Raw genomic sequence first — 24,415 nt, 5'->3', positions numbered from 1 at the left:
GCCGTCGCGGCGGCTGCGGTACGACCCGTACGGGCCGGACGGGCCCACGGGCTCAGCGGTCTTCCAGTACCGCCCGGATCACGTGCCGGGCGTTCTCGGCCATCGCCGGATTCGTGCCGCGGTAGTACGGCAGCGCGATCAGCGCCTGGGAGAGGGTCCGGGCCCTGCCCCGGATCCAGGTCGCCCCGTCCACGCCGAGGGCCTCGCGGAAGACGGCCCGCGCGTCGGCCGGGAGCAGGTTCCACGCCGGGAAGAGGTCGCAGGCGGGATCGCCCACCCCCGTGCACCCGAAGTCGATCACCGAGGCCAGCCTGCCGTCGTCCACCAGCAGGTTGCCCGGCATGAGATCGGCGTGCAGCCACACCGGCGGCCCGTCCCACTCCGGTGCCCGCAGCGCGTCCTCCCATGCGGCGGCCACCGCGTCGCAGTCGACGCCCTCCTCCGGGATCCCGCGCAGTTGCCCGATCGCCGCCCGGGTCTCCGCGTCCTGCGCGGCGAGGGGCCCGCCGCGGTGGGCCGTCGGCGCCCTCGGCAGGGTGATGCCCCGCATCGCCGCCACGAAGGCCGCCAGGTCCTCGGCCAGCCGCCCGGGCCGGCTCAGCGCGCCCGCCTCGGGAGGCTCCCCGGCCCGCCACCGGTACACCGACCAGGGCCACGGGTACCCCTCGGCGGGCTCCCCGGCCCCGAGCACCTCGGGGATCGCCGTCGGGAGCCGGGCCGCGAGGAGCGGCAGCCACTGCCGCTCCATCGCCACATCCTCGGCTCCGCCCCGCACCAGGGGCAGCCGTACGACCATGCCGTCGCCCAGCCGGTACATGGCGTTGACCGTGCCGCCCGACGGGAACCGCTCCACCGCCAGCTCCGCCCACCGGGGGAACTGTCCGGCTACCAGGCGCCGTACGAGCTCCGCGTCGATGGGGTGCTGTCCGGGGTGCATCCGTGCTGTGCTCATGGGCCGCCATCCGATCGTCGGACGCCGATGGACGTCAAACGCTTTTCCGGCGGCCCGCGGCCCGTGCGGCCCCGCCCCTTACAGGTCGGTGGCGATGATCTTCTCGATGTTGCGTTCGGCGAGCGCCGTGATCGTGACGAACGGGTTGACGCTGACGTTGCCGGGGATCAGCGCTCCGTCGATCACGTACAGGCCGGTGTAGCCGTGCAGGCGCCCGTAGTTGTCGGTGGCCTTGTTCAACACCGCGCCGCCGAGGGGGTGGTAGGTGAGGGTGTCGTTCCAGATCTTGTTGCCGCCGAACAGGTCGGTCCGGTAGATCGTGCCCTCCTTCGAGTTGATCTTGTCGAAGATGGTCTTGGCCATGTCGATGGACGGCTGCTTCCACGACGTCTGCCAGCTGAGGTCGGCCTTGCCCGTGGCGGCGTTCCAGCTGAACTCGCCGCGGTTCGGGTTCTTCGTGATCGACAGGTAGAACGAGGCGTACGTCTCGATCCCGGTGGGCAGCGGCGCAACCTCGGCGAACGCGCCTCCGGCGTCCCAGTTGTCGATGCCGGAGCAGGGGATGGTCGCCTGGAGCTTGCCGGTCGGGTCCCACATGTGGTTGGCGCGGCCGCACATGACGTTGCCGTTCTCGCCCCAGCCCTTGCCGACCTCGCTGTTGAGGTTCGGCAGCGCGCCCGTGGCCTTCAGCTTGACCAGCAGCTTGCTGGTGCCGACGCTGCCGGCCGCGAAGAAGACCCGGTCCGACGTCACCGTCTTGGTGGCCACGGTGTCGCCGGTGGTGTTGATCTGGTCGATGGTGACCGTGTAGCCGCCGCCGGTCGTGGGGGTGACCGAGGTGACCTTGTGCAGCGAGGAGATGACGACCTTGCCCGTGGCCCTCGCCTGCGCCAGGTACGTCTGGACGAGGGACTTCTTGCCGTGGTTGTTGCCGTACAGGATCTCGCCGTCCAGCGCCGACTTGGTGGCCGTGCCGGCGGCCTCCTGCTTCATGTAGTTCCAGTCGTACACGTCGGGTACGAAGGTCCACGCGAAGCCGGAACGCTGGGCGTGCTTCCGGCCGACCCGGGAGAACTGGTAGCAGGCGGCCGTTTCGAACCAGGCCGGATCGATCATGCCGACCCCGAGGGCGGCGTTGGCCCGCGGGTAGTAGGTGTTGTACATCTCGTCGGCGTCCACCGAGGGCAGGACGGCCTGGAAGTTGGCGCGCTTGGGCGTGACGGCCATGCCGCCGTTGACCAGCGAGCCGCCGCCGACGCCGCGGCCCTGGTAGACCGTGATGCCGGCGAAGTCCTCGGCGTCGAGGATGCCCGTGTACTTGGGGACGTCCTTGTCGATGGGGAAGCCGAGGAAGTTGCTCAGCGGCGCCTTGGTCCGGGTGCGGAGCCAGAACGACCGGTAGTCCGGGCTGGTCACCTTCGGGAAGATCTTGCCGTCCGACCCCGGGGTGACCCAGTCCATGCCCATCTCGATCATCTGTACGTCCACGCCGGCCTGCGCGAGCCGCAGCGCCGCGACGGAGCCGCCGTAACCGGTGCCGATGACCAGGGCCGGCACGTGGGCGCCGCTCTCGATGGGCGCGGCGGCAGCGGCAGCCGCCGCCGCGGCCTGAGCCTGGGCCGGAGCGAGGTGACCGGCGAGGGTCGCGGCTCCGAGAATGGAACTCGTTCTAGCGATGAAGCCGCGACGTGAAAATCCATGGGAATCGTTTCCGGGCAGGGCTCTGTCACTCATGTGACGTTCCTCACTCTCGGCGGAATGGGAACGAGTTCTACTGCTGCCCTCGTGTGAAGTCACTAGATACGTCTAGGTAACTTTCGGTCGATCACAGCACGGGAGAACCGGCTTCCCGGCGCCGGACCCAGCCCAGCACCAGGACGGAGGCGACCGCCGCGAAGGCGCACCACGTGGACGCGAATTCCAGTCGCCACAGCGCTGAGCAGGCCAATGCCCCGGCGGCCAGCAGTACGCCGAGGAACCGCAGCCGCCCGTCCGCGGCGAGCAGCAGGGAGCCCAGGGTGGCGAACAGATAGCACGTCAGGACCAGCGGCATCCACGGAACATTCACGCCGTAGCCGAGGGTGTGGCCCCGGATCTCGGCGGTCACCGGCCCGGTCGCCAGGCAGTACGAGAGGACGGCCGCGGTGGCTACGCCGACGGCCAACGGCCCCCACAGCCTGCGCCGGGCCTCCGGCGCGGCGGCCAGCAGCACCCCGAGCGGCACCCACACGGGCAGCACGGGGAGGGCGATCACGGCCCAGACCGTGACGGCGGGGGACCGGCCGCCGCCCGAGGCCCAGACGGCGGCCTCCACCAGCTGGTGCGCGCCCAGCAGCAGCGGCAGCGCGGCGAGGGGCAGATCGCGGACGCGTCGCACCCGAACCAGACACGCCACTCCCACGGCTGAGATGACCGTGCCCGCCGTCAGATCGGCCGTCGCGCTCCAGCACATGGGCTCAGCCCCGGTCCGGCCCGCGATCGGCCGGGCCCGCTCCTTCCCGCGGTCGACCCCCGGCCTCCCTCGGGGGTTCGAGCGGCGGCGCGGCCACCGCGCAGTGCGTCTGGCACTCCGGGTGGCAGGCCCCGGGCGCGGGGGAGCGTACGGTCGCCCAGCCCACGACGGCCCCTGCCACGAACGCCCCCGCGCACCACAGCATGGCCGGCCCGAAGGCGGCGTCGAACTGGGCCGCCGAGCGGTACGACTCCGGCCCCATCCCGGCCAGCAGCGGCAGCGCCGCCACCGCCAGCAGCCCGGCCGCCCTCGCCGCGGCGTTGTTGATCCCGCTGGCCAGCCCGGCCCGGCCCGGGTCCACGGAGGCCAGTACGGTCGCCGTCAGCGGAGCCACCAGGATCACCAGGCCCAGGCCCATCACGGCCATCGCGGGCAGTACGTCCCCGGCGTACGAGGCATCCGGCCCCACCCGCAGCATCAGCAGCGTCCCCGCCGCGCACACCAGCGGCCCCACCGTGAGCGGGATCCGCGGCCCGATCCGCTCCCCGAGCTCGCCGGAGCGGGCCGACAGCAGCAGCATCAGCGCGGTGGTCGGCAGCATCGCCGCCCCGGCGGCCAGCGCGGAGTAGCCGGACACCACCTGGAGTTGGAGCACGACGAGGAAGAAGAACCCGCCGATGGCCGCGTACACGCACAGGGTGACCAGATTGACGGCCGTGAACTGCCGGGAGCGGAAGATCGCCGGCGGCAGCATCGGTTCCGCCCGCCGCCGCTCCAGCCAGATGAACGCACCGCCCAGCAGTACGCCGCCCACCGCCGCGGCCACCACCGGCGCCGTGGCGGAGTGCGCCTCGATCAGGGCGTAGGTGATCAGCGCCAACGAGGCCGCCCCCAGCGCCGCACCGGCCACGTCGAACTTCCCGTGCGCCTGCGGATCCCGCGATTCCGGTACGTGTCGCAGGGCAACCGGCACGCACACCGCGGCCAGCGGCACGTTCAGCAGGAACACCCAGCGCCAGCCGGGTCCGTCCACCAGCCAGCCGCCCAGGAACGGCCCCACCGCCGCGCCCACCCCGCCCATCCCCGACCACAGGCCCACGGCCCGCGACCGGTCCTCGGCGCGGATCGAGCCCTGGATCAGCGCGAGCGAACCGGGGGTGAGCAGGGCGCCGCCGACGCCCTGCAGGGCGCGGGCGGCCACCAGCACCCCGGCGTTCGGCGCGATGCCGCAGAGCAGCGAGCCCACGGCGAACCACATCACACCCAGGACGAAGATCCGCCGCCGCCCGAAACGGTCACCGAGCGCCCCGCCCACCAGGATCAGCCCGGCCAGGGTCACCAGATAGGCGTTGACCGTCCACTGGAGTACGGCCAGATCGGCGCCGAGGTCCTCCCCGATGCGCGGCAGCGCGACGTTGACCACCGTCGAGTCCAGCATCGCCATGCTCGACCCGAGCACGGTGGTCAGCAGGATCCACCGGCCGCGCGCGGACGCGAGCACGACCCCGGGCGCGCCGGGGCCGCCGGGGGTGCCGGGCTCGGTGGGTGCGGTCATGCCCCCAGGCTGGCCCTCGCGGCCGCGAAGGGCCACCCGGCGACCCCGCTGCCCCTGTGTGTGCGGCGCCGGGAACGCCCCGTCCCGCCGCCGACGAGCGCACGGACGCGGGGGCCCGGGGTGGGGCCGGGGCGGCGGACGGGCATTCGGGTGGCGGGCACGCGGACTCCGACGCGATGGGCCGCAGGCCCGGTGCGTGCCTCGTTAACGTGGGTGACCATGACGCTCCTGAGCGACCAGGCCGATGACATCCGGGCTCTCGTGGCGGCCGCCGACCCCGGGGCGGTGTGGGCGGTCGGCGACGCCGACGGCGTTCACGCGGGCTCGCACCACGCCGACGGCGGCGGCGGAAACCGCGATGCCGATGCCGACCCCGACCCCGAGGAGCCCGTCGACGTCGGCGGACTCCTCGGGGTACTGGCCCTCTGGCCGGTCGTCGGGAGCCTCGTCGAGGAGGGCGCGCTGCGGCTGCACACCCCCCTTGCGGCCTACGGGGACACGGACGCCCCCGCCGGGACCACCGTCCACCACCTCCTCACCCACCCCGGCGGAACCGCCGCCCTCACCCGGCTCGCCGAGCACCTCTCCGGGAGCGCCCTCGGCGAGCTCGCGGCCACCCGGATCTGGCGCCCGCTCGGCATGGCCGGCACCCGGCTCGCCGACGGCACCCTGTACGCACCCCCGGCCGACCTCGTCCGCTTCCTGCGCCACCTCCTCTCGCCGGCCCCGGCGCCGACACCGGAGGGCGGGGCGGCCATCACCCGCGCCTGGACCGCCGAGTCCCTCCGCATCCGCACGGGCGAACTCGCGCCCGCCCGCGGCCTCCTCTGGCACCCGGCCCCCCACGGCGTCTGGACCCACCCCGCCCCGGCGGACCACGGCCAGGCCCTGTGGATCTCGCCCCGGTACCACCGGTGGGCGATGCTCCTCCCGACGCCCGCCGGGCCGCGGCCCCTGCGCTCCGCCTTCCGCGAGGCCGTGTTCGCGCGGACCGGCGCTCGCGGACTCCCCGGGTGCGACGTACGGTGATGCCGATGTCACCGACCGTCGTTGTCCCGGCTGCGGAGGTACACGCATGCGTACGGTCCAAGGGGCCGCCCTCGACGGGCTCCGAGCCCGCGTACGGGCCCTCGGCGCGGAAGCTCCCGACCGGCGGACACCCGCCGCCCCCACCTTCGGCGCCCGCCTGCGCGACTTCGTCCGCACGGGCACACCACGCGCCTCCGCCGCCGCACTGAGCGCCCTGCGGGCCCGCCGAGGCGACGCCCCCGTCCTCGTAAGGACCCGGTCGGGCCGGACCTTCCTCGTCCTCCTCGACCCGCCGGACCTCCACCGCTTCTACGCCGAACCCGTGAGCCTCCTCGCGGCCGACCCGCCGGAGAAGTGCCGCGGCCTCGGCCTCGCTGAACCCGCCGGCACCGGCTGCGCCCGCGGCGAACTGCGCGCCCAGCGGCGCCGGATCAACGAAGAGGCGCTGGCCGCGGGCACCCCCGTGCACCCCTCGGGGGCCACCTTCCTGGCGGCCGTCGCCGAAGAGGCCCCGCACCTGACGGCCACCCGCACCCTCGACCTCGTACGCGCCCGCCACGCCGTGCACCGCGCCGCCCGCCGGATCGTGCTCGGCGACGCCGCCGCTTCCGACGAGGAACTCGCCGGCTGGCTCCGGCAACTGCGCGGCGGCCGGGCCCGAACCGCCCGCACCGTGTACGGCAAGGCCCTCGCCCGCATCCAGGAGTACGCCGCCCACGCCGACGGAAACACCCTCGTCGGCCGGGCCACCAGCCGGGCCGCCCCCTCCGGGGCCCTGGACCCCCTGCGCCAGGCCCACCACTGGCTGCTCGCCATGGACGCCGTCCCGGGCACCGTGCTGCGCACCCTGCTCCTGCTCGGCGCGCACCCCGCGGAACAGGACGCGGCCGCCGCGGAAGCCGCCCGGGGCGGGGCCGGTGGTGAACTGCCCCGACTGCGGGCCTGCGTACGGGAATCCCTGCGCCTGTACCCCGTGGTGCCCGACCTGATCCGCGTCACCCGCACCCCGACGGAGTGGCGGGGGGTGCGCTACCCGGCGGGCACCGCCGTGCTGCTGCCCGCCGCGTTCCACCAGCGCGATCCCGAACGGGTACCGGCGGCGCACGTGTTCGTACCGGGCCGGTGGAAGAACCCCGACGCCGACCGGGACGTCCGGATCGCCCCGTTCAGCCATGGCGACGGCCGCTGCCCGGGCGACCAGCTCGGACTGATGATCACCGCGGCGTTCTGCGCCGAGGTGCTCCGGGGCCACCGCCTCGCGGCCGCCCGGCCGGTGCTGGACCCGGTGGGACCACTCCCCGCCACCCTCGACCCGGGCGCCATCCGGATCACCCTCACCCGCCGCTGACGCCGCCGCACGTCCCCTCCATCCTCAGGCCCTCCCGGCCCTCCCCCCATCCCCCTGGCGAACCCACAAGAGGAACCCATGCCCGACGCCGTGACCGCGTCCTCCGCGTCCTCGTCGTACCCGACCTCCCCCGACCGGGACGCAGACCTGCTCGACGCCCTGTGCCGCGCGCTCGCCGAAGCCGCCGACGCGGTCGGCGAGGCCGCCCGGCACGCCTCCGCACTGGCACTCGGCCCCCGGCTCCCCGCCGCCGCGCTCGCCAGGGGAGGGCGCCACCGGCTCGGCTGGCGCACCCTGCTGCGCACCCTCACCGACCCGGCGGGCCTCGGCTGGGCGCCGCGCGGACGGGGCGCCGCCCGGGCGGGCCGGCTCGCCGGAATCCTGGCCGGCCGGGAGAGCCTCGCGATCAGCATCGCCGTCTGCGGGCTCAGGGCCCGGATCCGGAGCGCGGGCGCGGCCCGTCCCGAACTCCTCGCCGACCCGGGGGCGGCGGCCGTCCTCGCGGCGGTCGGGGAGGGCCGGCAGGCCGAGGCCGTCCGGCTGTTCCGGCACATCATGCGCGACCGGGGAGCGGAGCACGCCTTCGCGCTGCTCTCCCCGTACTTCGCGGACATCCTCGCCTGGAACGCCCTGACCGACGCGAACCCTTTCAACGACCACGCCGGCTGGCAGGTCGCCACGGGGCGGGCCCAGGCCGCCGAACCGCTCCTCGGACTCGGCGCCGCGTTCTGGGCCTTCTGCGACCGGGGCCAGGGCCTGCCGGAACGGCCCACCGGGCACCCCGCTCCGGCCCCCGGCCTCCGGCCTGCTCCCGCCGTACGGCCTGCTCCCGCCGTACGGCCTGCCCGCGCCGCCCGGCCCGCCCCCGCCCGGCAGCCCGCCCTCGCCCGCCGCCGAGCCACCGGGCCGCTGCCCCGTCGGGCCCCACGTCCGGTGCCCGAAGGCCGGCCCGGCCTGTGCGAGCACGCCGCCGCGCTGCGATCGCACGCCGTCCGGCTGCGCGCGGCGGTGGCCGCGCCGGGATGGCACGGCCCGGAGACCGACGGCATGCGCACGGAGGTCGCGACCCTCGCCGACCGCTGCGGGACGGCGGCCGTCGGCCTCGCCCTCGCCGCCGCGCAGCTACAGGACGCGTGACAGCAGCGGTACGGCGACCCCGAACCGGTTCCCTCAGTCCTCGGTGGTGCGGAGCTGACCCAGGGCCGTCAGCGCCGCACCGGTGATGTCCTCCGGGGATGCGGACACGTCGACGACGACGCCGAGTTCGTCCGCCCCGAGCGGTTCCAGGGTGGCGAACTGCGAATCCAGCAGGGTCGGGGGCATGAAGTGGCTCCTGCGCGCCGCCATCCGCTCCTCGACCAACGGGCGCTCACCGGTGAGGTGCACGAACACCGTCCCCGGTGCCGCGGCGCGCAGCCGGTCGCGGTAGACGCGCTTGAGCGACGACGCCGCCACCACTCCGCCGTGCAGCCGCGCGCTGTCGCGGATCCACTCGCCGATGGAGTCGAGCCACGGCCACCGGTCCGCGTCGTCGAGCGGGGTCCCGGCGGACATCTTGGCCACGTTGGCCGCCGGGTGGAAGGCGTCGCCCTCCGCGTACGGAACGCCGAGCGCCTCCGCGAGCAGCCGGCCCACGGTCGTCTTGCCCGTGCCGGCCACGCCCATCACCACGATGACGCGCCGCACATCGTCGAGGACGGCGATGTCGAGCTCGCCCAGCCGCTCCGGCTCCGCGACCACGTCGATCGCGGTGATCAGATCGTCCTCCACGGTGAAGCGGAGCACCAGGACCAGCTGTCCGAGCGGAGCCATCGCGAGGCCGACCATGCCGTTGACCAGCGCGCTCTGAGTGCCCTGGGCCCGCTGCATGGCGGCCATCGCGCCCGTGGCCACGGTGACGGCGCCGCTGATGGTGATGGCGGCGGGGGAGGGAATGACGGCCTTGTCGGCGGTGAGCACCACATCGGGGTGGAGCAGGGTGACCAGCGCGTCGAAGTTCCCGCCACGGGTGGCGGCCAGGAAGGCGTCCACGACGACGCGTTGACGGGTCAGATCGGCGTCGGGCACCAGCGGCACGCCCTTGACCCGGCGCCGGGCGCGGCTGGCGAGCTGCCGGGTCGCGGCCGGGGTCTTGTCGAGCATCGGGGCGATCTCGTCGAAGGACACGGAGAACATGTCGTGCAGGACGAACGCCAGCCGCTCGGCCGGCGCGAGCTTGTCGAGTACGACGAGCAGCGCCAGCCCGACCGAGTCGGCCAGCACCGCCTCCTGCTCGGGATCCACCCCGTCCTCGCGGCCCGCCGCCGGGTCGGTCGCGTACGCCTCGATGGACTCCTCGCGCCGGGTCTCGCGGCTGCGCAGCATGTTCAGGCACACCCGCGCCACGACCGTGGTCAGCCAGCCGCCGAGGTTCTCGACCTCACTGGTGTCGGAGCGGTCCAGACGCAACCAGGCTTCCTGGACGGCGTCTTCGGCCTCGCTGAGTGAACCGAGCATCCGGTAGGCCACCGCTCTCAGATGAGAGCGGTGCTCCAAGAAGCGCTCGGTCAGCTCTGAACTCTCGTCCACCTGTCTCGTCCCCCTTGTCGGCTGCCGATCATCAAAATAGATCACCGGCATACCGTCGACCGCCGATCCGGCCGGTCCGGTGACGCCCGGCATAATGGCGCCGAACAGCCGAAGCGAGCGAAATGCCGGGTCGAAGGGTGGCCGGGCAAGAGACGGAGCCCCTGATGGATGTGCAGCACTTCGAGCGGATCACCGCGTTCATCGAAGCGCGGCTCACCCCGCTGTTCGACGCGGAGACGGGGAGCGAGTACGGATTCTCCATGGACGACACCGGCCGCGCGCTGCGGGCGCTGCGCAACGCCGTCCTGGAGGCCTCCGCGATCAAGGGCCTGCTGGAGAAGCGCGAGTCGGCCGACCCGGCCATGCGCCGCGTCATCGACCAGTCGGTGGAGCACAACTGGGACGTCCTGCGCGGCATCGCCCGCCAGTGGGAGGACCACGCCGACTTCCGCCACGAGTTCAAGCACCACGCGTGGGAGCTCGACCACCACCACGCCTCCGCCTGAGCCCACCGGGCGGCGGTGCTCCGGTACTGCCGCCCGCCCCGACCCGCCCGACGGTCAACGGGCCGCCGCCAGCGCGAGCCCCGAGCCGTCGCAGGGAAGCAGGGTCCCGGCCCGGGCGGCGGTGAGCTCCTGGAAGGTCTCCTGCTCGATGGCCTGGATCGCAGTCGGCGAGATGTGGATGAATCCGGCGAAGGGCCGGTCGATCGTGTAGATCATCACGAGCGCGCTGGTCAGCAGGGCCGTGATCACCGTGAGGGCGACGAGCTGTGCGCCGTTGTTCCGGTGGGGGATGGAGATGCCGAGGCCGAGGATGGTCAGGGCCAGGGCGATGAGCAGGAACCACATGATCGGCGGGGGAATCGTGGGGCTGGCCTGGGCCAGCCGCTGCTGGCGTTGTGCGGAGCGGTTCTCGTCGGCGGCGACGAGCATGCCGAAGGACTGATCGGCCCGCAGTTCCCGGAACGACCGGCGGAAGTCGCCGCTCCACACGCCGGGTTCGGAGGCGCTCCGGCCGTCCGCCATCGCCGGCCATTCCATCTGCCGCACGGCACGCGCGTAGCAGACGACGTCGGACTGAAGCCGTGTGCGGTGGGCATCGGGCAGGTACGAGGCCACCTCGGCGAGGTGGTCGAGGGCGTGCGCTTCGGCGCGGGCGGCATCGTCCGCCTTGCTGTACGAGGCGGCCGAGGTGGCGAGGACGAAGGCCAGGAGCAGGACGGTGAGGGTCTGCATCGGTCCGATCAGCTCGCGGACGCTCATGCCTGGATCGTCGTCGCTCACCACTCTGGGCCGCAGGTAGCGGTTGGCGGCGATCGAGGCGAGGAGCGCGACCGCTGCCACCACGATCATGGTGGTCATCCGTCGGACCCTTCCAGGGAGCCCTTCCCGGCGACCGGACGCGCTCCGAAGTCAGCCCGTCCGTTCCCCCGAATGCACCCGGTGGGCCGCCGTCTGGCCCCGGTCGGGGTCACGCACGGTCACGCCGGGGGCTCGGTCGCCTTGCGGGGGGTGGTCTGCTGGACCGCCCAGCCGTTGCCGTCGGGGTCCGAGAAGTAGACGAACGAGCCCCAGGGCAAGTCCTGGATCTCGGTCACCTCGATGCCCCGCCCCCGAAGGTCCTCGTACGCCTCCTCGATGTCGGTGACGACGACCTGCATGTTGTCCAGTGATCCCGGAGCCATCCGGGTGAGCCCCTTGCCGACCGCGATCGAGCACTTCGACCCCGGCGGGGTCAGCTGCACGAAGCGGATGTCCTCGCTCACGGTCACGTCATGGTCGGCGTTGAAGCCGATCCGTTCGTAGAAGGCCTTGGCCCGGTCCACATCGGTGACGGGCACGGCGACGAGCTCCAGCTTGATGTCCATCACAGCATCATGCTCCCGAGGCCGGGACGGCGCCGCCCGAAGCCGGTACCCCGTCACCCCCGGCCGCGTCCGCCGTGGCGAACTGGGTCCGGTAGAGCTCCTCGTACCGTCCCCGAGCCGCCAGCAGCTCGGTGTGCGTGCCCCGTTCCACGATCCGGCCGTCCTCGACGACCAGGATCGTGTCCGCCGCCTGCACGGTCGACAGCCGGTGCGCGATCACCACCGCGGTCCGGCCCGCGAGGGCCTCGCCCAGGGCCTCCTGCACGGCCGCCTCCGAGGTGGAGTCCAGGTGGGCCGTGGCCTCGTCGAGGACCACCACCCGCTGCCGGGCCAGCAGCAGCCGGGCGATGGTCAGTCGCTGCCGCTCCCCGCCCGACAGGCGGTAGCCGCGCTCCCCGACGACCGTGTCCAGCCCGTCCGGCAGCGAGGCGACCAGCCCCTCCAGGCGGGAGCGGCGCAGGGCCTCCCAGATCTCCTCCTCGGTCGCGTCCGGCCTGGCCAGCATCAGGTTCGCCCGAACCGACTCGTGGAAGAGGTGCCCGTCCTGGGTGACCATGCCGAGCGTCTCGCGGATCGAGTCGGCCGTGAGGTCCCGTACGTCGATCCCGCCGAGGCGGACCGTGCCCGCGTCGGCGTCGTACAGCCGCGGCAGCAACTGCGCGATGGTCGACTTGCCGGCGCCCGACGAGCCCACCAGGGCGATCATCTGGCCGGGTTCGGCGCGGAAGGACACCTCGTGCAGCACCGGCGTCCCGCCCCGGGTGTCCAGGGTGGCGACGGACTCCAGCGAGGCGAGCGAGACCTTGTCGGCGGAGGGGTAGCCGAAGGAGACCCCGTCGAACTCCACGGCCACCGGCCCCTCCGGCACCCGGCGGGCGTCCGGCTTCTCCGCGATCAGCGGCTTCAGGTCGAGGATCTCGAAGACCCGCTCGAAGCTGACCATGGCGCTCATCACCTCGACCCGGGCACCCGCGAGTGCCGTGAGCGGCGCGTAGAGCCTTGTCAGCAGAAGGGCGAGGGCGACGACGGAACCGGCGTCCAGGGTCCCGCGCAGGGCGTAGAAGCCGCCGAGCCCGTAGACGAGCGCCAGCGCCAGGGCGGAGACCAGGGTGAGGGCCGTGATGAAGGTCGACTGGGCCATCGCCGTACGGATCCCGATGTCGCGCACCCGCGCCGCCCGGGCCGCGAACTCGGCGGACTCGTCCGCGGGGCGCCCGAACAGCTTGACCAGCGTCGCGCCGGGGGCGGAGAACCGCTCGGTCATCTGGGTGCCCATCGCGGCGTTCAGCGCCGCGGCCTCCCGCTGCATCCCCGCCATGCGGGTGCCCATCCGGCGGGCAGGCAACACGAACACCGGCAGCAGCGCCAGCGCCAGCAGGGTGATCTGCCACGAGATGCTCAGCATCACGACCAGGGTCAGCAGCAGGGTCACGGTGTTGGCGACCACTCCCGACAGGGTGTTGCTGAAGGCCCGTTGGGCACCGATCACGTCATTGTTGAGCCGGCTGACCAGGGCGCCCGTCCGGGTCCGTGTGAAGAAGGCGACCGGCATCCGCTGCACGTGGTCGAAGACCGCCGTCCGCAGGTCCAGGATCAGCCCCTCGCCGAGGGTCGCCGACAGTCTGCGGATCAGCAGGCCCAGCCCCGCCTCGGCCACCGCGATCAGCGCGATGAGCAGCGCGAGCCGGACGACCGTTCCGCTGTCCCGGCCGGCGACGATGGCGTCGACGACCCGGCTGGCGAGCACCGGGGTGGCCACCGCGAGCAGGGCGGTGACCACGCTCAGCAGGAGGAAGCAGGTGAGCCCGCGGCGGTGCGGGCGGCCGAAGGCGGCGATGCGGCGCAGGCTCGCCCGGGAGAGCGGGCGACGGTCCTGTTCGGCGTTGATCGCGCTGTGCAGCGAGGTCCAGGCGGTGACTTCCATGTCCATGGCTCGAACGCTACGACCTCAAGCGAACTTGAGGTCAAGGATTCGACCGCCGGCCACTCTCCTGAGCCGCCAACTCCTCTGCCTCGCAGGGAAATTACCGATCCCTGCCCGCTGTCGGTGCCCGGTGGCATCATCGGTTCATGACGCAGGGATCCGAGTCCGTACGCTTCGGCAAGAGCACCACCGACACCGTCCTGCACCGCTTCGAGCAGTGGGCCCGTGACGCCCCCGAGGCCCTCGCCCTCGTCGTCGGCGAGCGCAGCCTCACCTACGGCCAACTCGACGCGCGCGCCAACCAGCTGGCACACCATCTGCTCGCCGCCGGCCTTCCACCGGGCGAGCTCGTCGCCGTCGGCACCGTCCGGCAGGCCGAACTCGTCGTCGCCCTCCTCGCGGTCCTCAAGGCCGGCGGAGTCTACGTCCTCCTCGACGTCGAGCACCCTCGCACCGGGCGCCGGCAGCTCGCCGCCGCCGAGCCCTTCATCCTGCTCACCGACGTGGCCCAGCAGGCCGCCCTCGACCACGGTGGCGGGTTGCGGGTGATCCGGCTCGACGCGGAGGCCGCCGCCATCGTCGAGCGGCCCGGCACACCGCCGCCGCCCCCCGCCCCCGGCCGGACCGCGGCGATCCTGTTCACCGGTGCGGCCGAGCCGCGCGCCGTCCCCGTCGGCCACGGCCGGCTGCTCGCCGCCCATGACGGCTGGGCCGAGGCCGCCCGCCTCACCCCCGAGGACCTCCACCTGTTCACCGCGGGCCCGGACGTCACCGCCTTCGCGGCCGGCTGGACCAGGGCCCTGTGTACCGGCGGCGCCCTCGTCCTGCCCGAGGGCGCCACGTGGAAGCCCGAGGACCTCGCCCGAACCGTCTCCATGAAGGACGTCACCGTCCTCCACTCCGACCCGGGCACCGCCGTACGGCTGTTCACCCGGGACGCGGACGGCAGCCACACCGTCCCCGGCGGCCGGCGCCAACCCGCTCCCCGCCTGTGGTCCGTGCGACTGCTCGCCGTCACCGGGGACCGGCTCTACCTCGACGAGCAGATCGCCCTCCAGGACCGGCTCCGCGCCGGCGCCCGCGTACTGAACGTGTTCGCCCTCACCGAAGCCGCCGGCACCGGCACCTACTTCGAACTGCCCCAGTTGCAGCGCCCGCAGGACGACCCGGAGCGCACATCGCTGCTCGGCACCCCCTTCCCCGGCTGGCAGGTCCACGTCCTGGACGGGGAGATCCGGCTGACCCCGCCCGGCGGCGGTGACGCCGTCCCCACCGGGGACCTCGGCCGGCTCCGCCCCGACGGACTGCTGGAGTACGGCGGCCGCCTGCGCGACCGCATCACCAGGGCCGACGGCAGCGCGTTCGATCCGTACGCGGTCGAGTCCGAGATCCGCACCCACCCGGGCGTCGGCGCGGCCGTCGTGGTCACCGCCCCCGGCGGGCCGCAGGACAGGATCGCCGCCTACGTCGTCCCGCCGCCGGCCGCCCGCGACGGGGACCGGGTCGCAGTCCAACCGGACTTGGACGCGCTGCGCGATCACCTGTGGGGGAAGGTGCCCGCCGCCGACAGGCCGACCCGGATGGTCCGGCTGCGCACCCTGCCCCGCACCCGGGCGGGCGGGGAGGACCGGGAGGCGGTGCCGAAGCCCGTGCAACCGGAGGCTTCGGCCGGCGGCAGCGGCAAGTACGGGTCCGCCCGCACGCCGGGGCCGTCGGCGGTGGGCTGGCTGGAGGCCTGCCTGTTGCTTCCGGTGGCCGGGCTGGTCCTGCTGCTCACGTACGTGCTCTGGCCCGGCTCCATGGACCTCAGGGGGGTGCCCAGTCCATGGGCGACCCTGTTCTCCATCCTCTACGTCTTCGAGTCGTGGGCGTTCGTCGGGGGGATGCTGTTCCTGTTCGTGGGCCGGGGATGGGTGAGGGGCCACAGCCGTGGGCAGAGCGACGGCCTCATCGCCGCGGCCCACCTGGCCGTCGCCTACCTGCTGATCGCCTGGTGGCCACAGGACAACTTCTACCGGCTGGCGGCCAAACAGGACTGGCCGCGCCAGGCCGCCCTCGTGTACACGTTCAACATCCCGCTGATGATCGCGGCCTTCGTCGTGGTCCGCTTCCTGTCCTGGACACCCGGACCCTCCGCGGACTCCCGCGACGAGTCCTAGTAGTTCTCGACGTCCTGGAAGTCTTCGAAGTCCGCGCCGACTTCCCGTGCCCGGGACCGCACCAGTGCCTCGGCCGCGTCCAGCGCCTCCGCGCCGTGCGCGGCCACCAGCACGCCGAGCCAGGGCATCGGGTCGAAGGCGGCCGTCGGAATGGCGGGGACGAAGACCGCGTCGAGCTCGGCGCAGGCCCGCGCCAGGTCCGTGCACAGTTCGTCCAGCTGCGCCTCGGGCAGCCGCGCGCCGAGCTCCACCCGGTCGACGATCCGTACGAGGTGACCCGCGCCCCGCAGCGCGTCGAGCCGGGCCGCCACCATGAAGGCGATGGACGGCCCGGTCAGCCGCAGATTGGTCTCGGTCGGCGCGAGCCGCTCCGCGCCGGCGGTCACGAAGTCCACGTCGAACCAGCCCCGGTAGCCGGCGGCGGCCAGCTCCCGGCCCACGGCGGCGCCGAAAGCGGTGAGGGGCTTGCCGGCCCACTCGGGCAGCACCCCGGGGCCGACCGTGGCGCCCGCGTAGCAGCCGTCCCGGACGTCCATCACGGCGCCGCCGGCCTCGTGCACCCGGCCCTCGGCGTCCACGAAGCCGTCGTACGTGAGATCGCGCGGGTCCTCGTCCTCGGGCGGGGCGCTGACGTACTCCTCCACCAGCAGCGGCCCGCGCGGCAGCCGCCGCAGCAGGGCGCGGGCCCCGCCGGCCGCCCGGACCTGCGCGGGGGTGACCACCGTGGTGCCCGAACCCCCGACGCCGTGCTCCGATTTCAGAACGGTGATCTCGCCCGCCCTGGCCCGCGCCGACAGCAGCCGCACCGCCGCCCACCGGGTACCGGCCCGCCACTGCGCGGGCAGCACGATCCCGGGATGCCCGCCCTCCGCCAGGATCCGGCCGAACATCTCGTGCGACGCGGACTTCGACTCGTACCGCAGCTCCCGGGCCTGCCACGGCCGGCCCGCCAGCTCCGCGAACGGCTGCGTCAGCCCCCACGGTACGAGGGGCAGCCCGGCCCCCGTCAGCCGCGCGGCGAGCGCAGGCCGCTCCCGTACGGCGCCGAGGAACCCCGGACCCCGCTCGGCCTCCACCAGCCCGTCGTACACCTCCACCCCCGACCAGCCCAACTGGCGGCCGACGAGCGCCGTCCACTCCCGAGGCACCGCCCGCGGCAGCACCAGCACGGCCGGGTGCGGGCTGTAGAAGGCGGCCAGGCACGCGTAGTGGTGGGCGGGCCGCTGCTCCCGGTCCAAGGTGGCGTCGGCGAACTGCGCGTTGAACTCCGCGACGTTGCCCAGGTGCACGGCCTGGCCGCCGCCGGTCCACTCCCGCGCCCAGTCGGCGAGCGGGACGGGGGCCACCTCGAAGGGCACGAGGCCGTCGGGCCCGTGGCCCGTGTCCCGGCCACCCGGCGCGGCCACCGCCCCCATCGCCCGGTAGAACCCGGCCGCGTGCGGATCGGAGTCGATCGCCAGCCTGCGCACCCCCAGCTCCACCGCCCGTCGCAGCACGTCCGCGTAGAGCAGCCGCCCCACTCCAAGCCCGATGGCCGCCGGCTCCACGAACAGCAGTCCCAGGACACCCCGCGGGGGAGTGCCCTCCAGGGAGGCGAGTCCGAGCACCGCCCCGCGCTCGTCCTCGGCCACCACGATCCTGCGCACGACCACGTCCTGAGGGCGGATCCGCAGGTCATCCGCGCACGCGGCGAGGAACCCGGGGTCGTACCCCCAGTGCGCCTTGGAGCGCATCACCAGCCCCGTCAGGGCCTCCGCCTCGTCCGCCCGCGCCGCCCTGACCTTTGCCAATTGCCGACCTCCCCATGGTCCGCCGCAGGGCTGTGCGATACATTCGGCCAGCCCACGGCACATACTTATCCCACCCACGCGGAGACAGGCTTCTCAATGAGCGACATCATCAACGGACTTGGCCGAACCAGCGCCTACGGCGCCCTGGGCCTGGTCCTGCTGATCCTCGGCATCGTCCTCGTGGACGTGCTGACGCCCGGGAAGCTGCCCAAGCAGATCTGGGAGGAGCGCAACCGCAACGCGGCCGTCATGCTCAGCTCCGCGCTCCTCGGCATCGGCGGCATCGTCTTCACCTCGATCTGGACGACCTACGACGACTTCGGCAAGGGTCTGCTGTCGACGGCGGCCTTCGGCGTGCTCGGCCTGGTCCTGATGGCGGTCGCCTTCCTGGTGCTCGACCTGGTGACGCCCGGCAAGCTCGGCGCCATCGTGGTCGACCCCGAGCCGCACCCTGCGGTCTGGGTCACGGCCTCCTGCAACCTGGCCGTGGCCGCGATCGTCGCCGCCTCGATCGCCTGACACGCGCTCATACGCCATGACGAGAGCGCCGCTCCCCTCGGGGAGCGGCGCTCTCGCCGTCTGCGTCCCGGGTCCTACGCCAGGCCCAGTGCGAACACCGCGAACCCCGCCGCCAGCAGCCCCGCCACGGTCCGCCGCACCGCCCGGCCCCCGCGCACGCCCTCCGGCGGGTTCTCGAACCGGCGCGCGTACCGGGTGATGCCCACCAGCAGCACCGCGAACACCGGCATCCATGCCACCCGCGCCACGATCCACCCCAGGGTGTCCGGAGCCGTGGTCAGCCCCGCCACCTCTCCCACGAAGGAACCGGGAACGGCTGCGGCCAGCATGGCCGTCTGGTGCCAGCACAGGATCGTCATCGCGCACAGGTTGATCACGACCACCGGAGCCCACACCGCGGGCCGCGCCAGCAGGGCGGCCAGCCGGTCGCGCAGCAGGATCGCCGCCCCCGACTGGGCCGCGGCCAGGGCCAGTACCAGCAGCGACGGCGGGTGCGAGTTGGTGCGCGCCTCGCCCGGGACCCCCACCATCGAAGCCGGGTAGTGGAAGACCACCAGCAGTACGGCGAACAGCAGCGTCCCTCCCGCCAGCAGCAGCCAGGCCCCGCGCCGGCCGATCCGCCGCTCGCCCCACGAGACGCCCAGCTGGTACGCGAACAGCCAGCCCGGCAGGATGTTCAGCAGGGACAGCCAGGACGGCACGGAGCCGGCGAGCGGCCCGTAGCGCAGGACGTCCACCACGGCGACCGAAGCGAGCAGCGGGGCCGCCGCCCAGCCGCCGAGCCGCCCTGCCGCCCGCACGCAGTACGGAGTCAGCGCGGTGATCAGCACGTACACCCCGACGAACCACAGCGGCTGGATCACCAGCGTCGCCCCGGTCCGCAGCGTCGCCAACGGGACCCCGGCCGCGTACAGGACGGGCGCGGCCAGCGCCCACACGGCGGTCACCCCGAGCACCGGCCGGCCCAGCCGGGCGATCCGGCCCTTCAGCCACGTGCCCGTCGACCCCTTGCGGCGGCGGTACGAGAGCGCCGAGGCGTACCCGCCGACGAGGAAGAAGATGCCCAGCATCTGGAGGACCCAGCTCGCCGGGGCGAGGGCGCCGAAGGCCGACAGCGGGCTGGCGTTGTGCAGGCCGCCGTCCGCGTCGAGGGTGAAACCGCCGAGGAGCCAGTGGCCGGTCGGCACGGCGAGCAGCGCCAGGGCGCGCAGCCCGTCGATCGCCCGGTCGCGATGGGTGGGGGTCTGCCGGTCGATCCGCTCGGCGGTGCGCTTCAGAGCGGTGAGGGTGCTCATCGGACGTCTCCGTTCGCGATCGCGGCGAACGCCGCCAGGGACTGGGTGCCGGGCGTGAAGTAGCCGGTGTGGCCCTGCACGTCCGCGGCGGGCACCCGGCGGGCGCCGAACGCCGGGGAGGTGGGGTCGGCGCCGTGGCCGATCCCGGCGAACTCGACGTTCGGCACGTCGGCGATCCAGTCGGAGGGCCCCCGGGCCGCCCACACGCGGGCTCGGGTGTGCAGCGAGGCTGCGGTGTCCGCCCGCATGCCGGGGGTGCCGAAGGCCACGATGTCGGTGGCGTCCGTGTCCCGGGCGGCGAGCCCGCAGACCACCGAGCCGTAGCTGTGGCAGAACAGCACTGGGTCGGGCGCGCCGACCGCATCCAGGCCGGCGGTGAACCGGGCCAGCCGGGTCGCCCCGGCCGAGGCCAGCCGCCCGCCGGCCGCGTCCAGACCGACCCCGACCGGGGTCGTGTACCCGATCCACGCGACGACCGCGACGGCCCCCGAGGCCGCCCCGGCCGCTTGCGCGTCCCCGCTCGCTTGCGCGTCCCCGGTCGTCCCTGGCGCCCCGGTCGCCGCCCGCAGCGTCCGGGCCATCCCGGCCGGGCCGGTGTGCGGCTTGCGCCCGGCGTCGTAGGTACCGGCGTCGTTGTCCGAGCCGGGCACGATCACCGAGACGTGCCGCGCCCGCTCCAGGTCGCCGAACACCTCGGCGACCTGCCCCCGGCCGCGCGGGTCGAAGGCCAGGATCTGCCGGCCCGGCGCCGCGAGCGACGCGTAGCGGGCCTCGCCCGTGGCCGCGACGGCGATCCGGTTGGCCTCGTACCGAAGGGCGAGCGGCGCCCCGTCCAGGTTCCCCACGACGAGGGGGTGGGACCGTACGAGCCGCCGCCGCGCGGAATCGTCCAGCCCGGCGAAGAACCGTGCCACCTCCTGCGGGGTCGCGCCCGCCGGATCGGGCAGCGGCCGGCCGGCGACCGAGTCCGCCCGCCAGGCGGCGGCGCCCGGTGGCGGCCCGGTGACCGCCCGCTGGCTGTCGCCGGAGGCCCATCCCGCGGTACCCGCGACGACGGTCACCGCCAGCGCGGCAGTGACCAGCGTCCTTCCGAAGCGGCGCATGCCCCTTCTCCTCTCCTCGTGACGAGCGCCGGGGCGAGCCCCGTGACGAGGAGGAAGGTAGGAAGGAGGTACCTGAGCGGGCGTCGGACCGGGGAGCCAAGTCGGATGTCATACCCCGGTAGGGGGTGGAGGAGACGGCCCGGCCGTGCGAGACCGTACGGGGGGTCGCGCCGACCGGCTGCCGTCCACGATCGACCTGAAGGCGGACTGACGGCGGCGGAGATCAGCCGGAGTCGCCCGGCCGCACCAGTCCCGCCTCGTACGCGAAGATCACGGCCTGGGCCCGGTCGCGCAGGTCCAGCTTGGCCAGCACCCGCCCGATGTGGGTCTTCACCGTCTGCTCGGCGAGCACCAGATGGCCGGCGATCTCCTGGTTCGACAGCCCGCGCGCGATGAGCTCCAGTACCTCGGTCTCGCGCGGCGTGAGCCCGTTCAGCCGCAGCGCCGGGTCCTTGCGCGGCGCCGGCCGCTGCTGGACGAAGTCCGCGATCAGCCGCCGGGTCACCGACGGGGCCAGCAGCGCCTCGCCCGAGGCGACGACCCGGACCGCCGCGATCAGGTCGGTCGGCGGGGCGTCCTTGAGGAGGAAGCCGGAGGCGCCGGCGCGCAGGGCCTCGTACACGTAGTCGTCGATGTCGAAGGTGGTCAGCATCAGCACCTTCGGCCGGTGCACCACCCCCGGCGGAGGATCGAGGAGCTCCCGGGCTGCGGTGAGCCCGTCCATCTCCGGCATCCGCACGTCCATCAGCACCACGTCGGGATGTGTGGAGCGGGACACCTGCACCCCCTGGCGCCCGTCGGGCGCCTCGCCCACCACATCGATGTCGGCCTGCGCCGACAGCAGTGCGGCGAACCCCGCCCGCACCATGGCCTGGTCGTCGACAATGATCACCCGGATGGTCAACTGTCGTCCTCTGTAGGGTCGTTCAGGGGCAGTCTGGCGGCGACCCGGAAGCCGCCGTCGGGCAGCGGACCGGTGTCCAGCGTCCCGCCGGTCAACCGTACGCGCTCCCGCATCCCCACCAGACCGTGCCCCGTGCCCGAACTCTCCAGGGCCACCACGGCGCCCGGGGCGGGGCCGTTGACCACGAGGACCAGCACCTCGCCCCCGTCGACGGTCACCGACACCCGGGTCTGCGCCCCCGGCGCGTGCCGCACCACGTTGGCCAGGGCCTCCTGCACGATCCGGTACGCCGACAGGTCCACGGCCGGCGGCGCCGCCTCGGCCGCGCCCGCCGCAAGGGACAACTCCACCGGCTGCCCCGCCCGTACGGTCGTCTCCACCAGCTGCTGGACCCGGTCGATCCCCGGCTGCGGGGCCTTCTCGCCCTCGGCGCGTTCCGTACCGTCACCGCGCAGCACCGTCAGCAGCCGCCGCATCTCGCCGAGCGACTCCCGCGCACTGGCCGCGATCGCCGCGAACTCCTCCTGCACCGGCTCCGCCATGCCCGGCAGCCGGTAAGGCGCCGAATCCGCCTGGACGGTGATCACCGACATGTGGTGGGCCACCACGTCGTGCAACTCCCGCGCGATCCGGGTCCGTTCCTCCAGCAGGGTGCGCCGGGCCCGCTCCGCCTCGCTGATGACCTCCTGCTCGGCGATCCGCCGCTGCGCTTCGCCGAGCCCGCGCAACGCGCCCGTCAGCACCAGCATCACCCCGGCGAGCACGAACAGCAGCGCGGCGGTGTTCGTCGAACCCTCGGGCTGGGAGAACCCGAGCACCGCCCCCACCGCGCCGGTCGCCAGCCACACCCCGACCAGTGTCCGGATGGGCTCGCGCAGCCCCAGGCACGCCATCAGCAGCAGGTACCCGACGATGGCCATCGGCGTCCACGGCCAGACCTGCGTGCCCACCCGGTCGGCGTGGCTCAGCAGCACCGCGCCGATGGTGTCGGAGAGCAGGATCAGGGCCCACGCGGGCACCGGCCGGGTCACGGCGAGCAGCAGCGGCACGGTCTGCGCCACGCCCAGCGCGCCCGACCAGCCGCCGGCGAGCCCGTAGTCGGTGGTCAGTACCGTGATGGTCACCGGCAGCAGGGACGCCACGAAGACGCCGACGACCGCGTAGGGCAGCATCCGCTGCCAGAACTTGGGCGCCTGCGAGAACAAGGGCTGCGCCGCGCGGGCGGGCGTGCGCAGCACCAGGCCGAGCTGAGCCAGCGCGCCGGGCCCGCCGGTCCGGCCGGGCCGACCGGTCGTGGGAGTGCGGGGGCGCTCACGGGTCCGGCCGCCCAGCCGGATGCGGGGTCTGTCGCTCATGATCGGTCCAGCCTATGCGCCACCGGACCCGAAACGGGGGTACGGGTAGGCTGCCGGCCAATCGATCACGGGGGAGTGCGGTACGCATGGGTGGGGCAGCCGCACTGGAGAAACTGCTGCCGGTCCTGCTGGCATTCGGCGGCGGAGTGCTGCTGGCACGGCGCAAAATCGTTCCGGCGGAGGCCTCCAAGGCCTTCTCCGACTACGCCTTCCTCTTCGCCGTCCCCTGCTACCTCTTCGGCAACATCTACGCCGGAGACCTCGGCGCCCTCTTCGACTGGCGGGCGATCGGCGGCTACGCCACGGCCGCGGCCCTCGCGGTGACCCTGGTCGCCGTCGCATCGGTCGCCAACTCCGTACGGGACCCGCGCGCCGTCGCGCTGCGCGTGATGGGCGGAGTGCAGGTGAACACCGCCTACTTCGCCGTCCCCGTCTTCATCACCGTCTTCGGGACGGCCGCGCCGATCTTCCCGATCCTGCTGTTCCAGGTCTGCGTGCTGTCCCTGGTCGTGATCTCCCTCATGGAACTGGGCCGCACCGGCCCCGCCGAGGGAGGCCCGGGCCCTCGCCTGGCCCGCGCCGTCGGCGCTTCCCTGGCCACCCCGCTGGTGCTCTCCTGCAACGCGGGGATCCTGCTCAACCTGCTCTCCGTCCACGTCCCGGCCGTGGTCCTGGACGGCGCCGCCTTCGTCGGCGACAGCGCCTCGCCGGTGGCCCTGTTCGCCCTCGGCCTCCACCTCGGCGGCCTCGGCCTGGACGTCCGGGGCACCACGCGCGAGGAGCTGGCCCTGATCGCCTTCAAGTGCCTGGCCTTCCCGCTGCTGACCTGGGCGGTGTGCGGGATGCTGTTCGGGGTGCGGGGCGACTGGCTGGCGTACCTGGTCCTGCTCGCCGCGATGCCCACCCCGCAGAACCTGTTCGTCTTCGCCCAGCGCTACGACGTGGGCGTCGACCTCTCCGCCTCCCTCGTGATCAAGAGTTCGGTGGTCTCCCTGCTGTTGCTGCCGCTGTGGCTGCAGACTGTCGTCCCATGAGCGAACGTTCGATGCCCGCGATACCGGCGGCCGCCGCCACCCTCGGCCTGCTCGCCGCCTGGACCGTGCACGACCTCGAAGAAGTGGCCGCCATGGCCCATTGGTCCCGTACCCGGGTTCCCGTGCTGCGCGAGCGCCATCCCCGGCTGCCCGACCGGATCTGGCGGCGCCTCGAAGCGGTGGACGGGCGCGAGTTCGCCACCGCAGTCGGATGCATGGGGCTCGTGGTCGCGGCAGCGGCCGCCGACGGGTACCGCACCGGCGGGCGTTCGGCCTTCTACCAGGACTCCCTCAACGGCTTCGGACTGCACGGCCTCGTCCACCTCGCCCAGGCCGCCGCGACCCGCGGCTACACGCCGGGGGTGGTCACCTCACCGCTGCTGGTGGTCCCCTTCACCCTGTGGGCGCGCGGCCGGCTGCGGCGCGCCGGGGTCCTGCGGCCCACCCGGCCGCGCGAGTTGGCCCGCGGCCTGGCCCTGGCCGGCGCGGCCACCGTCGCCGCGCACGCGGTGGCCCGGCGGATCCGGTCGCACCCCCCGGCGGCGCCGGCTCGTTGAC

General features: G+C 73.8%; 21 protein-coding genes. 8 read left to right on the top strand and 13 right to left on the bottom strand.

The window, feature by feature from the left end; all coding sequences use genetic code 11:
* Nucleotides 1–52: 52 nt before the first annotated feature.
* From OG625_RS02320 to OG625_RS02305, 4 genes are all read right to left on the bottom strand, one after another.
* Nucleotides 53–937, bottom strand: coding sequence for an aminoglycoside phosphotransferase family protein (locus OG625_RS02320; protein ID WP_443067856.1), 885 nt, complete (start codon nucleotides 935–937; stop codon nucleotides 53–55).
* A 93-nt stretch (nucleotides 938–1,030) separates the two neighbouring features.
* Nucleotides 1,031–2,686, bottom strand: a complete 1,656-nt coding sequence (locus tag OG625_RS02315; protein ID WP_329376373.1) for a GMC oxidoreductase — start codon at nucleotides 2,684–2,686, stop codon at nucleotides 1,031–1,033.
* Between the two features lie 91 nt (nucleotides 2,687–2,777).
* The gene (locus tag OG625_RS02310; RefSeq protein ID WP_329376372.1) at nucleotides 2,778–3,404 is read right to left on the bottom strand and encodes a DUF6629 family protein; all 627 of its coding nucleotides are present in this window, start codon (nucleotides 3,402–3,404) and stop codon (nucleotides 2,778–2,780) included.
* A gap of 4 nt (nucleotides 3,405–3,408) precedes the next feature.
* Complete coding sequence (locus OG625_RS02305) at nucleotides 3,409–4,959, bottom strand: MFS transporter (RefSeq protein ID WP_329376371.1); 1,551 nt, start codon at nucleotides 4,957–4,959, stop codon at nucleotides 3,409–3,411.
* Between the two features lie 219 nt (nucleotides 4,960–5,178).
* Here OG625_RS02305 and OG625_RS02300 point away from each other — a divergent pair, with 219 nt between their 5' ends.
* The 3 genes from OG625_RS02300 (at nucleotide 5,179) to OG625_RS02290 (ending at nucleotide 8,473) form a co-directional block, all read left to right on the top strand.
* A complete protein-coding gene (locus OG625_RS02300) occupies nucleotides 5,179–5,988 on the top strand; it encodes a hypothetical protein (protein WP_329376370.1) in 810 nt (269 codons plus the stop codon).
* 46 nt (nucleotides 5,989–6,034) lie between these two features.
* Nucleotides 6,035–7,336: a cytochrome P450 gene (locus tag OG625_RS02295; RefSeq protein WP_329376369.1), complete on the top strand. Its 1,302-nt coding sequence runs from the start codon at nucleotides 6,035–6,037 to the stop codon at nucleotides 7,334–7,336.
* 78 nt (nucleotides 7,337–7,414) lie between these two features.
* Nucleotides 7,415–8,473, top strand: a complete 1,059-nt coding sequence (locus OG625_RS02290; RefSeq protein ID WP_329376368.1) for a hypothetical protein — start codon at nucleotides 7,415–7,417, stop codon at nucleotides 8,471–8,473.
* Nucleotides 8,474–8,506: 33 nt separating this feature from the next.
* Here OG625_RS02290 and OG625_RS41370 read toward each other — a convergent pair whose 3' ends face one another.
* On the bottom strand, nucleotides 8,507–9,904 hold the full coding sequence (locus OG625_RS41370; RefSeq protein WP_443067661.1) for a gluconokinase, GntK/IdnK-type: 1,398 nt from the start codon (nucleotides 9,902–9,904) through the stop codon (nucleotides 8,507–8,509).
* 164 nt (nucleotides 9,905–10,068) lie between these two features.
* On the opposite strand from OG625_RS41370, the gene OG625_RS02275 reads away from it, so the two are divergent.
* Nucleotides 10,069–10,410 carry a hypothetical protein gene (locus OG625_RS02275; protein WP_329376367.1) on the top strand — a complete coding sequence of 114 codons (342 nt, stop codon included), beginning with the start codon at nucleotides 10,069–10,071 and terminating at the stop codon, nucleotides 10,408–10,410.
* A 54-nt stretch (nucleotides 10,411–10,464) separates the two neighbouring features.
* Here OG625_RS02275 and OG625_RS02270 read toward each other — a convergent pair whose 3' ends face one another.
* The 3 genes from OG625_RS02270 to OG625_RS02260 all read right to left on the bottom strand — a co-directional run bounded on the left by OG625_RS02270 (nucleotide 10,465) and on the right by OG625_RS02260 (nucleotide 13,704).
* Nucleotides 10,465–11,268, bottom strand: a complete 804-nt coding sequence (locus OG625_RS02270; protein ID WP_329376366.1) for a bestrophin-like domain — start codon at nucleotides 11,266–11,268, stop codon at nucleotides 10,465–10,467.
* A gap of 119 nt (nucleotides 11,269–11,387) precedes the next feature.
* Entirely contained in the window at nucleotides 11,388–11,774 is a 387-nt protein-coding gene (locus OG625_RS02265) for a VOC family protein (RefSeq protein WP_329376365.1), read from the bottom strand.
* Between the two features lie 7 nt (nucleotides 11,775–11,781).
* Nucleotides 11,782–13,704 carry an ABC transporter ATP-binding protein gene (locus tag OG625_RS02260; RefSeq protein ID WP_329376364.1) on the bottom strand — a complete coding sequence of 641 codons (1,923 nt, stop codon included), beginning with the start codon at nucleotides 13,702–13,704 and terminating at the stop codon, nucleotides 11,782–11,784.
* 140 nt (nucleotides 13,705–13,844) lie between these two features.
* On the opposite strand from OG625_RS02260, the gene OG625_RS02255 reads away from it, so the two are divergent.
* The gene (locus OG625_RS02255) at nucleotides 13,845–15,857 is read left to right on the top strand and encodes an AMP-binding protein (protein ID WP_329376363.1); all 2,013 of its coding nucleotides are present in this window, start codon (nucleotides 13,845–13,847) and stop codon (nucleotides 15,855–15,857) included.
* Here the strand turns inward: OG625_RS02255 and OG625_RS02250 are convergent.
* Nucleotides 15,854–17,647, bottom strand: coding sequence for a GNAT family N-acetyltransferase (locus tag OG625_RS02250; protein WP_329376362.1), 1,794 nt, complete (start codon nucleotides 17,645–17,647; stop codon nucleotides 15,854–15,856). The genes OG625_RS02255 and OG625_RS02250 overlap by 4 nt on opposite strands.
* A gap of 96 nt (nucleotides 17,648–17,743) precedes the next feature.
* Between OG625_RS02250 and OG625_RS02245 the strand changes: the two genes are divergently transcribed.
* Nucleotides 17,744–18,166: a DUF350 domain-containing protein gene (locus OG625_RS02245; protein ID WP_329376361.1), complete on the top strand. Its 423-nt coding sequence runs from the start codon at nucleotides 17,744–17,746 to the stop codon at nucleotides 18,164–18,166.
* Nucleotides 18,167–18,240: 74 nt separating this feature from the next.
* On the opposite strand, the gene OG625_RS02240 is transcribed toward OG625_RS02245, so the two are convergent.
* The 4 genes from OG625_RS02240 to OG625_RS02225 form a co-directional block, all read right to left on the bottom strand.
* A complete protein-coding gene (locus OG625_RS02240) occupies nucleotides 18,241–19,461 on the bottom strand; it encodes an acyltransferase family protein (RefSeq protein WP_329376360.1) in 1,221 nt (406 codons plus the stop codon).
* Nucleotides 19,458–20,564: an alpha/beta hydrolase gene (locus OG625_RS02235; protein WP_329376359.1), complete on the bottom strand. Its 1,107-nt coding sequence runs from the start codon at nucleotides 20,562–20,564 to the stop codon at nucleotides 19,458–19,460. Before OG625_RS02235 ends, OG625_RS02240 begins: the two co-directional genes overlap by 4 nt.
* A gap of 223 nt (nucleotides 20,565–20,787) precedes the next feature.
* The gene (locus tag OG625_RS02230; protein ID WP_329376358.1) at nucleotides 20,788–21,468 is read right to left on the bottom strand and encodes a response regulator transcription factor; all 681 of its coding nucleotides are present in this window, start codon (nucleotides 21,466–21,468) and stop codon (nucleotides 20,788–20,790) included.
* Entirely contained in the window at nucleotides 21,465–22,823 is a 1,359-nt protein-coding gene (locus OG625_RS02225; RefSeq protein ID WP_329376357.1) for a sensor histidine kinase, read from the bottom strand. The genes OG625_RS02230 and OG625_RS02225 overlap by 4 nt, the downstream gene beginning before the upstream one ends.
* Nucleotides 22,824–22,909: 86 nt before the next feature.
* Here OG625_RS02225 and OG625_RS02220 point away from each other — a divergent pair, with 86 nt between their 5' ends.
* Together OG625_RS02220 and OG625_RS02215 are read left to right on the top strand one after the other, a co-directional pair.
* Nucleotides 22,910–23,857: an AEC family transporter gene (locus OG625_RS02220; protein ID WP_329376356.1), complete on the top strand. Its 948-nt coding sequence runs from the start codon at nucleotides 22,910–22,912 to the stop codon at nucleotides 23,855–23,857.
* Nucleotides 23,854–24,414, top strand: coding sequence for an HXXEE domain-containing protein (locus OG625_RS02215; protein ID WP_329376355.1), 561 nt, complete (start codon nucleotides 23,854–23,856; stop codon nucleotides 24,412–24,414). The genes OG625_RS02220 and OG625_RS02215 overlap by 4 nt, the downstream gene beginning before the upstream one ends.
* The last annotated feature ends 1 nt before the right edge of the window (nucleotide 24,415 follow it).

The organism is Streptomyces sp. NBC_01351 (genome assembly GCF_036237315.1).
Classification (GTDB): Bacteria; Actinomycetota; Actinomycetes; order Streptomycetales; family Streptomycetaceae; genus Streptomyces.
This window is presented reverse-complemented; position numbering and strand designations above follow the sequence as displayed.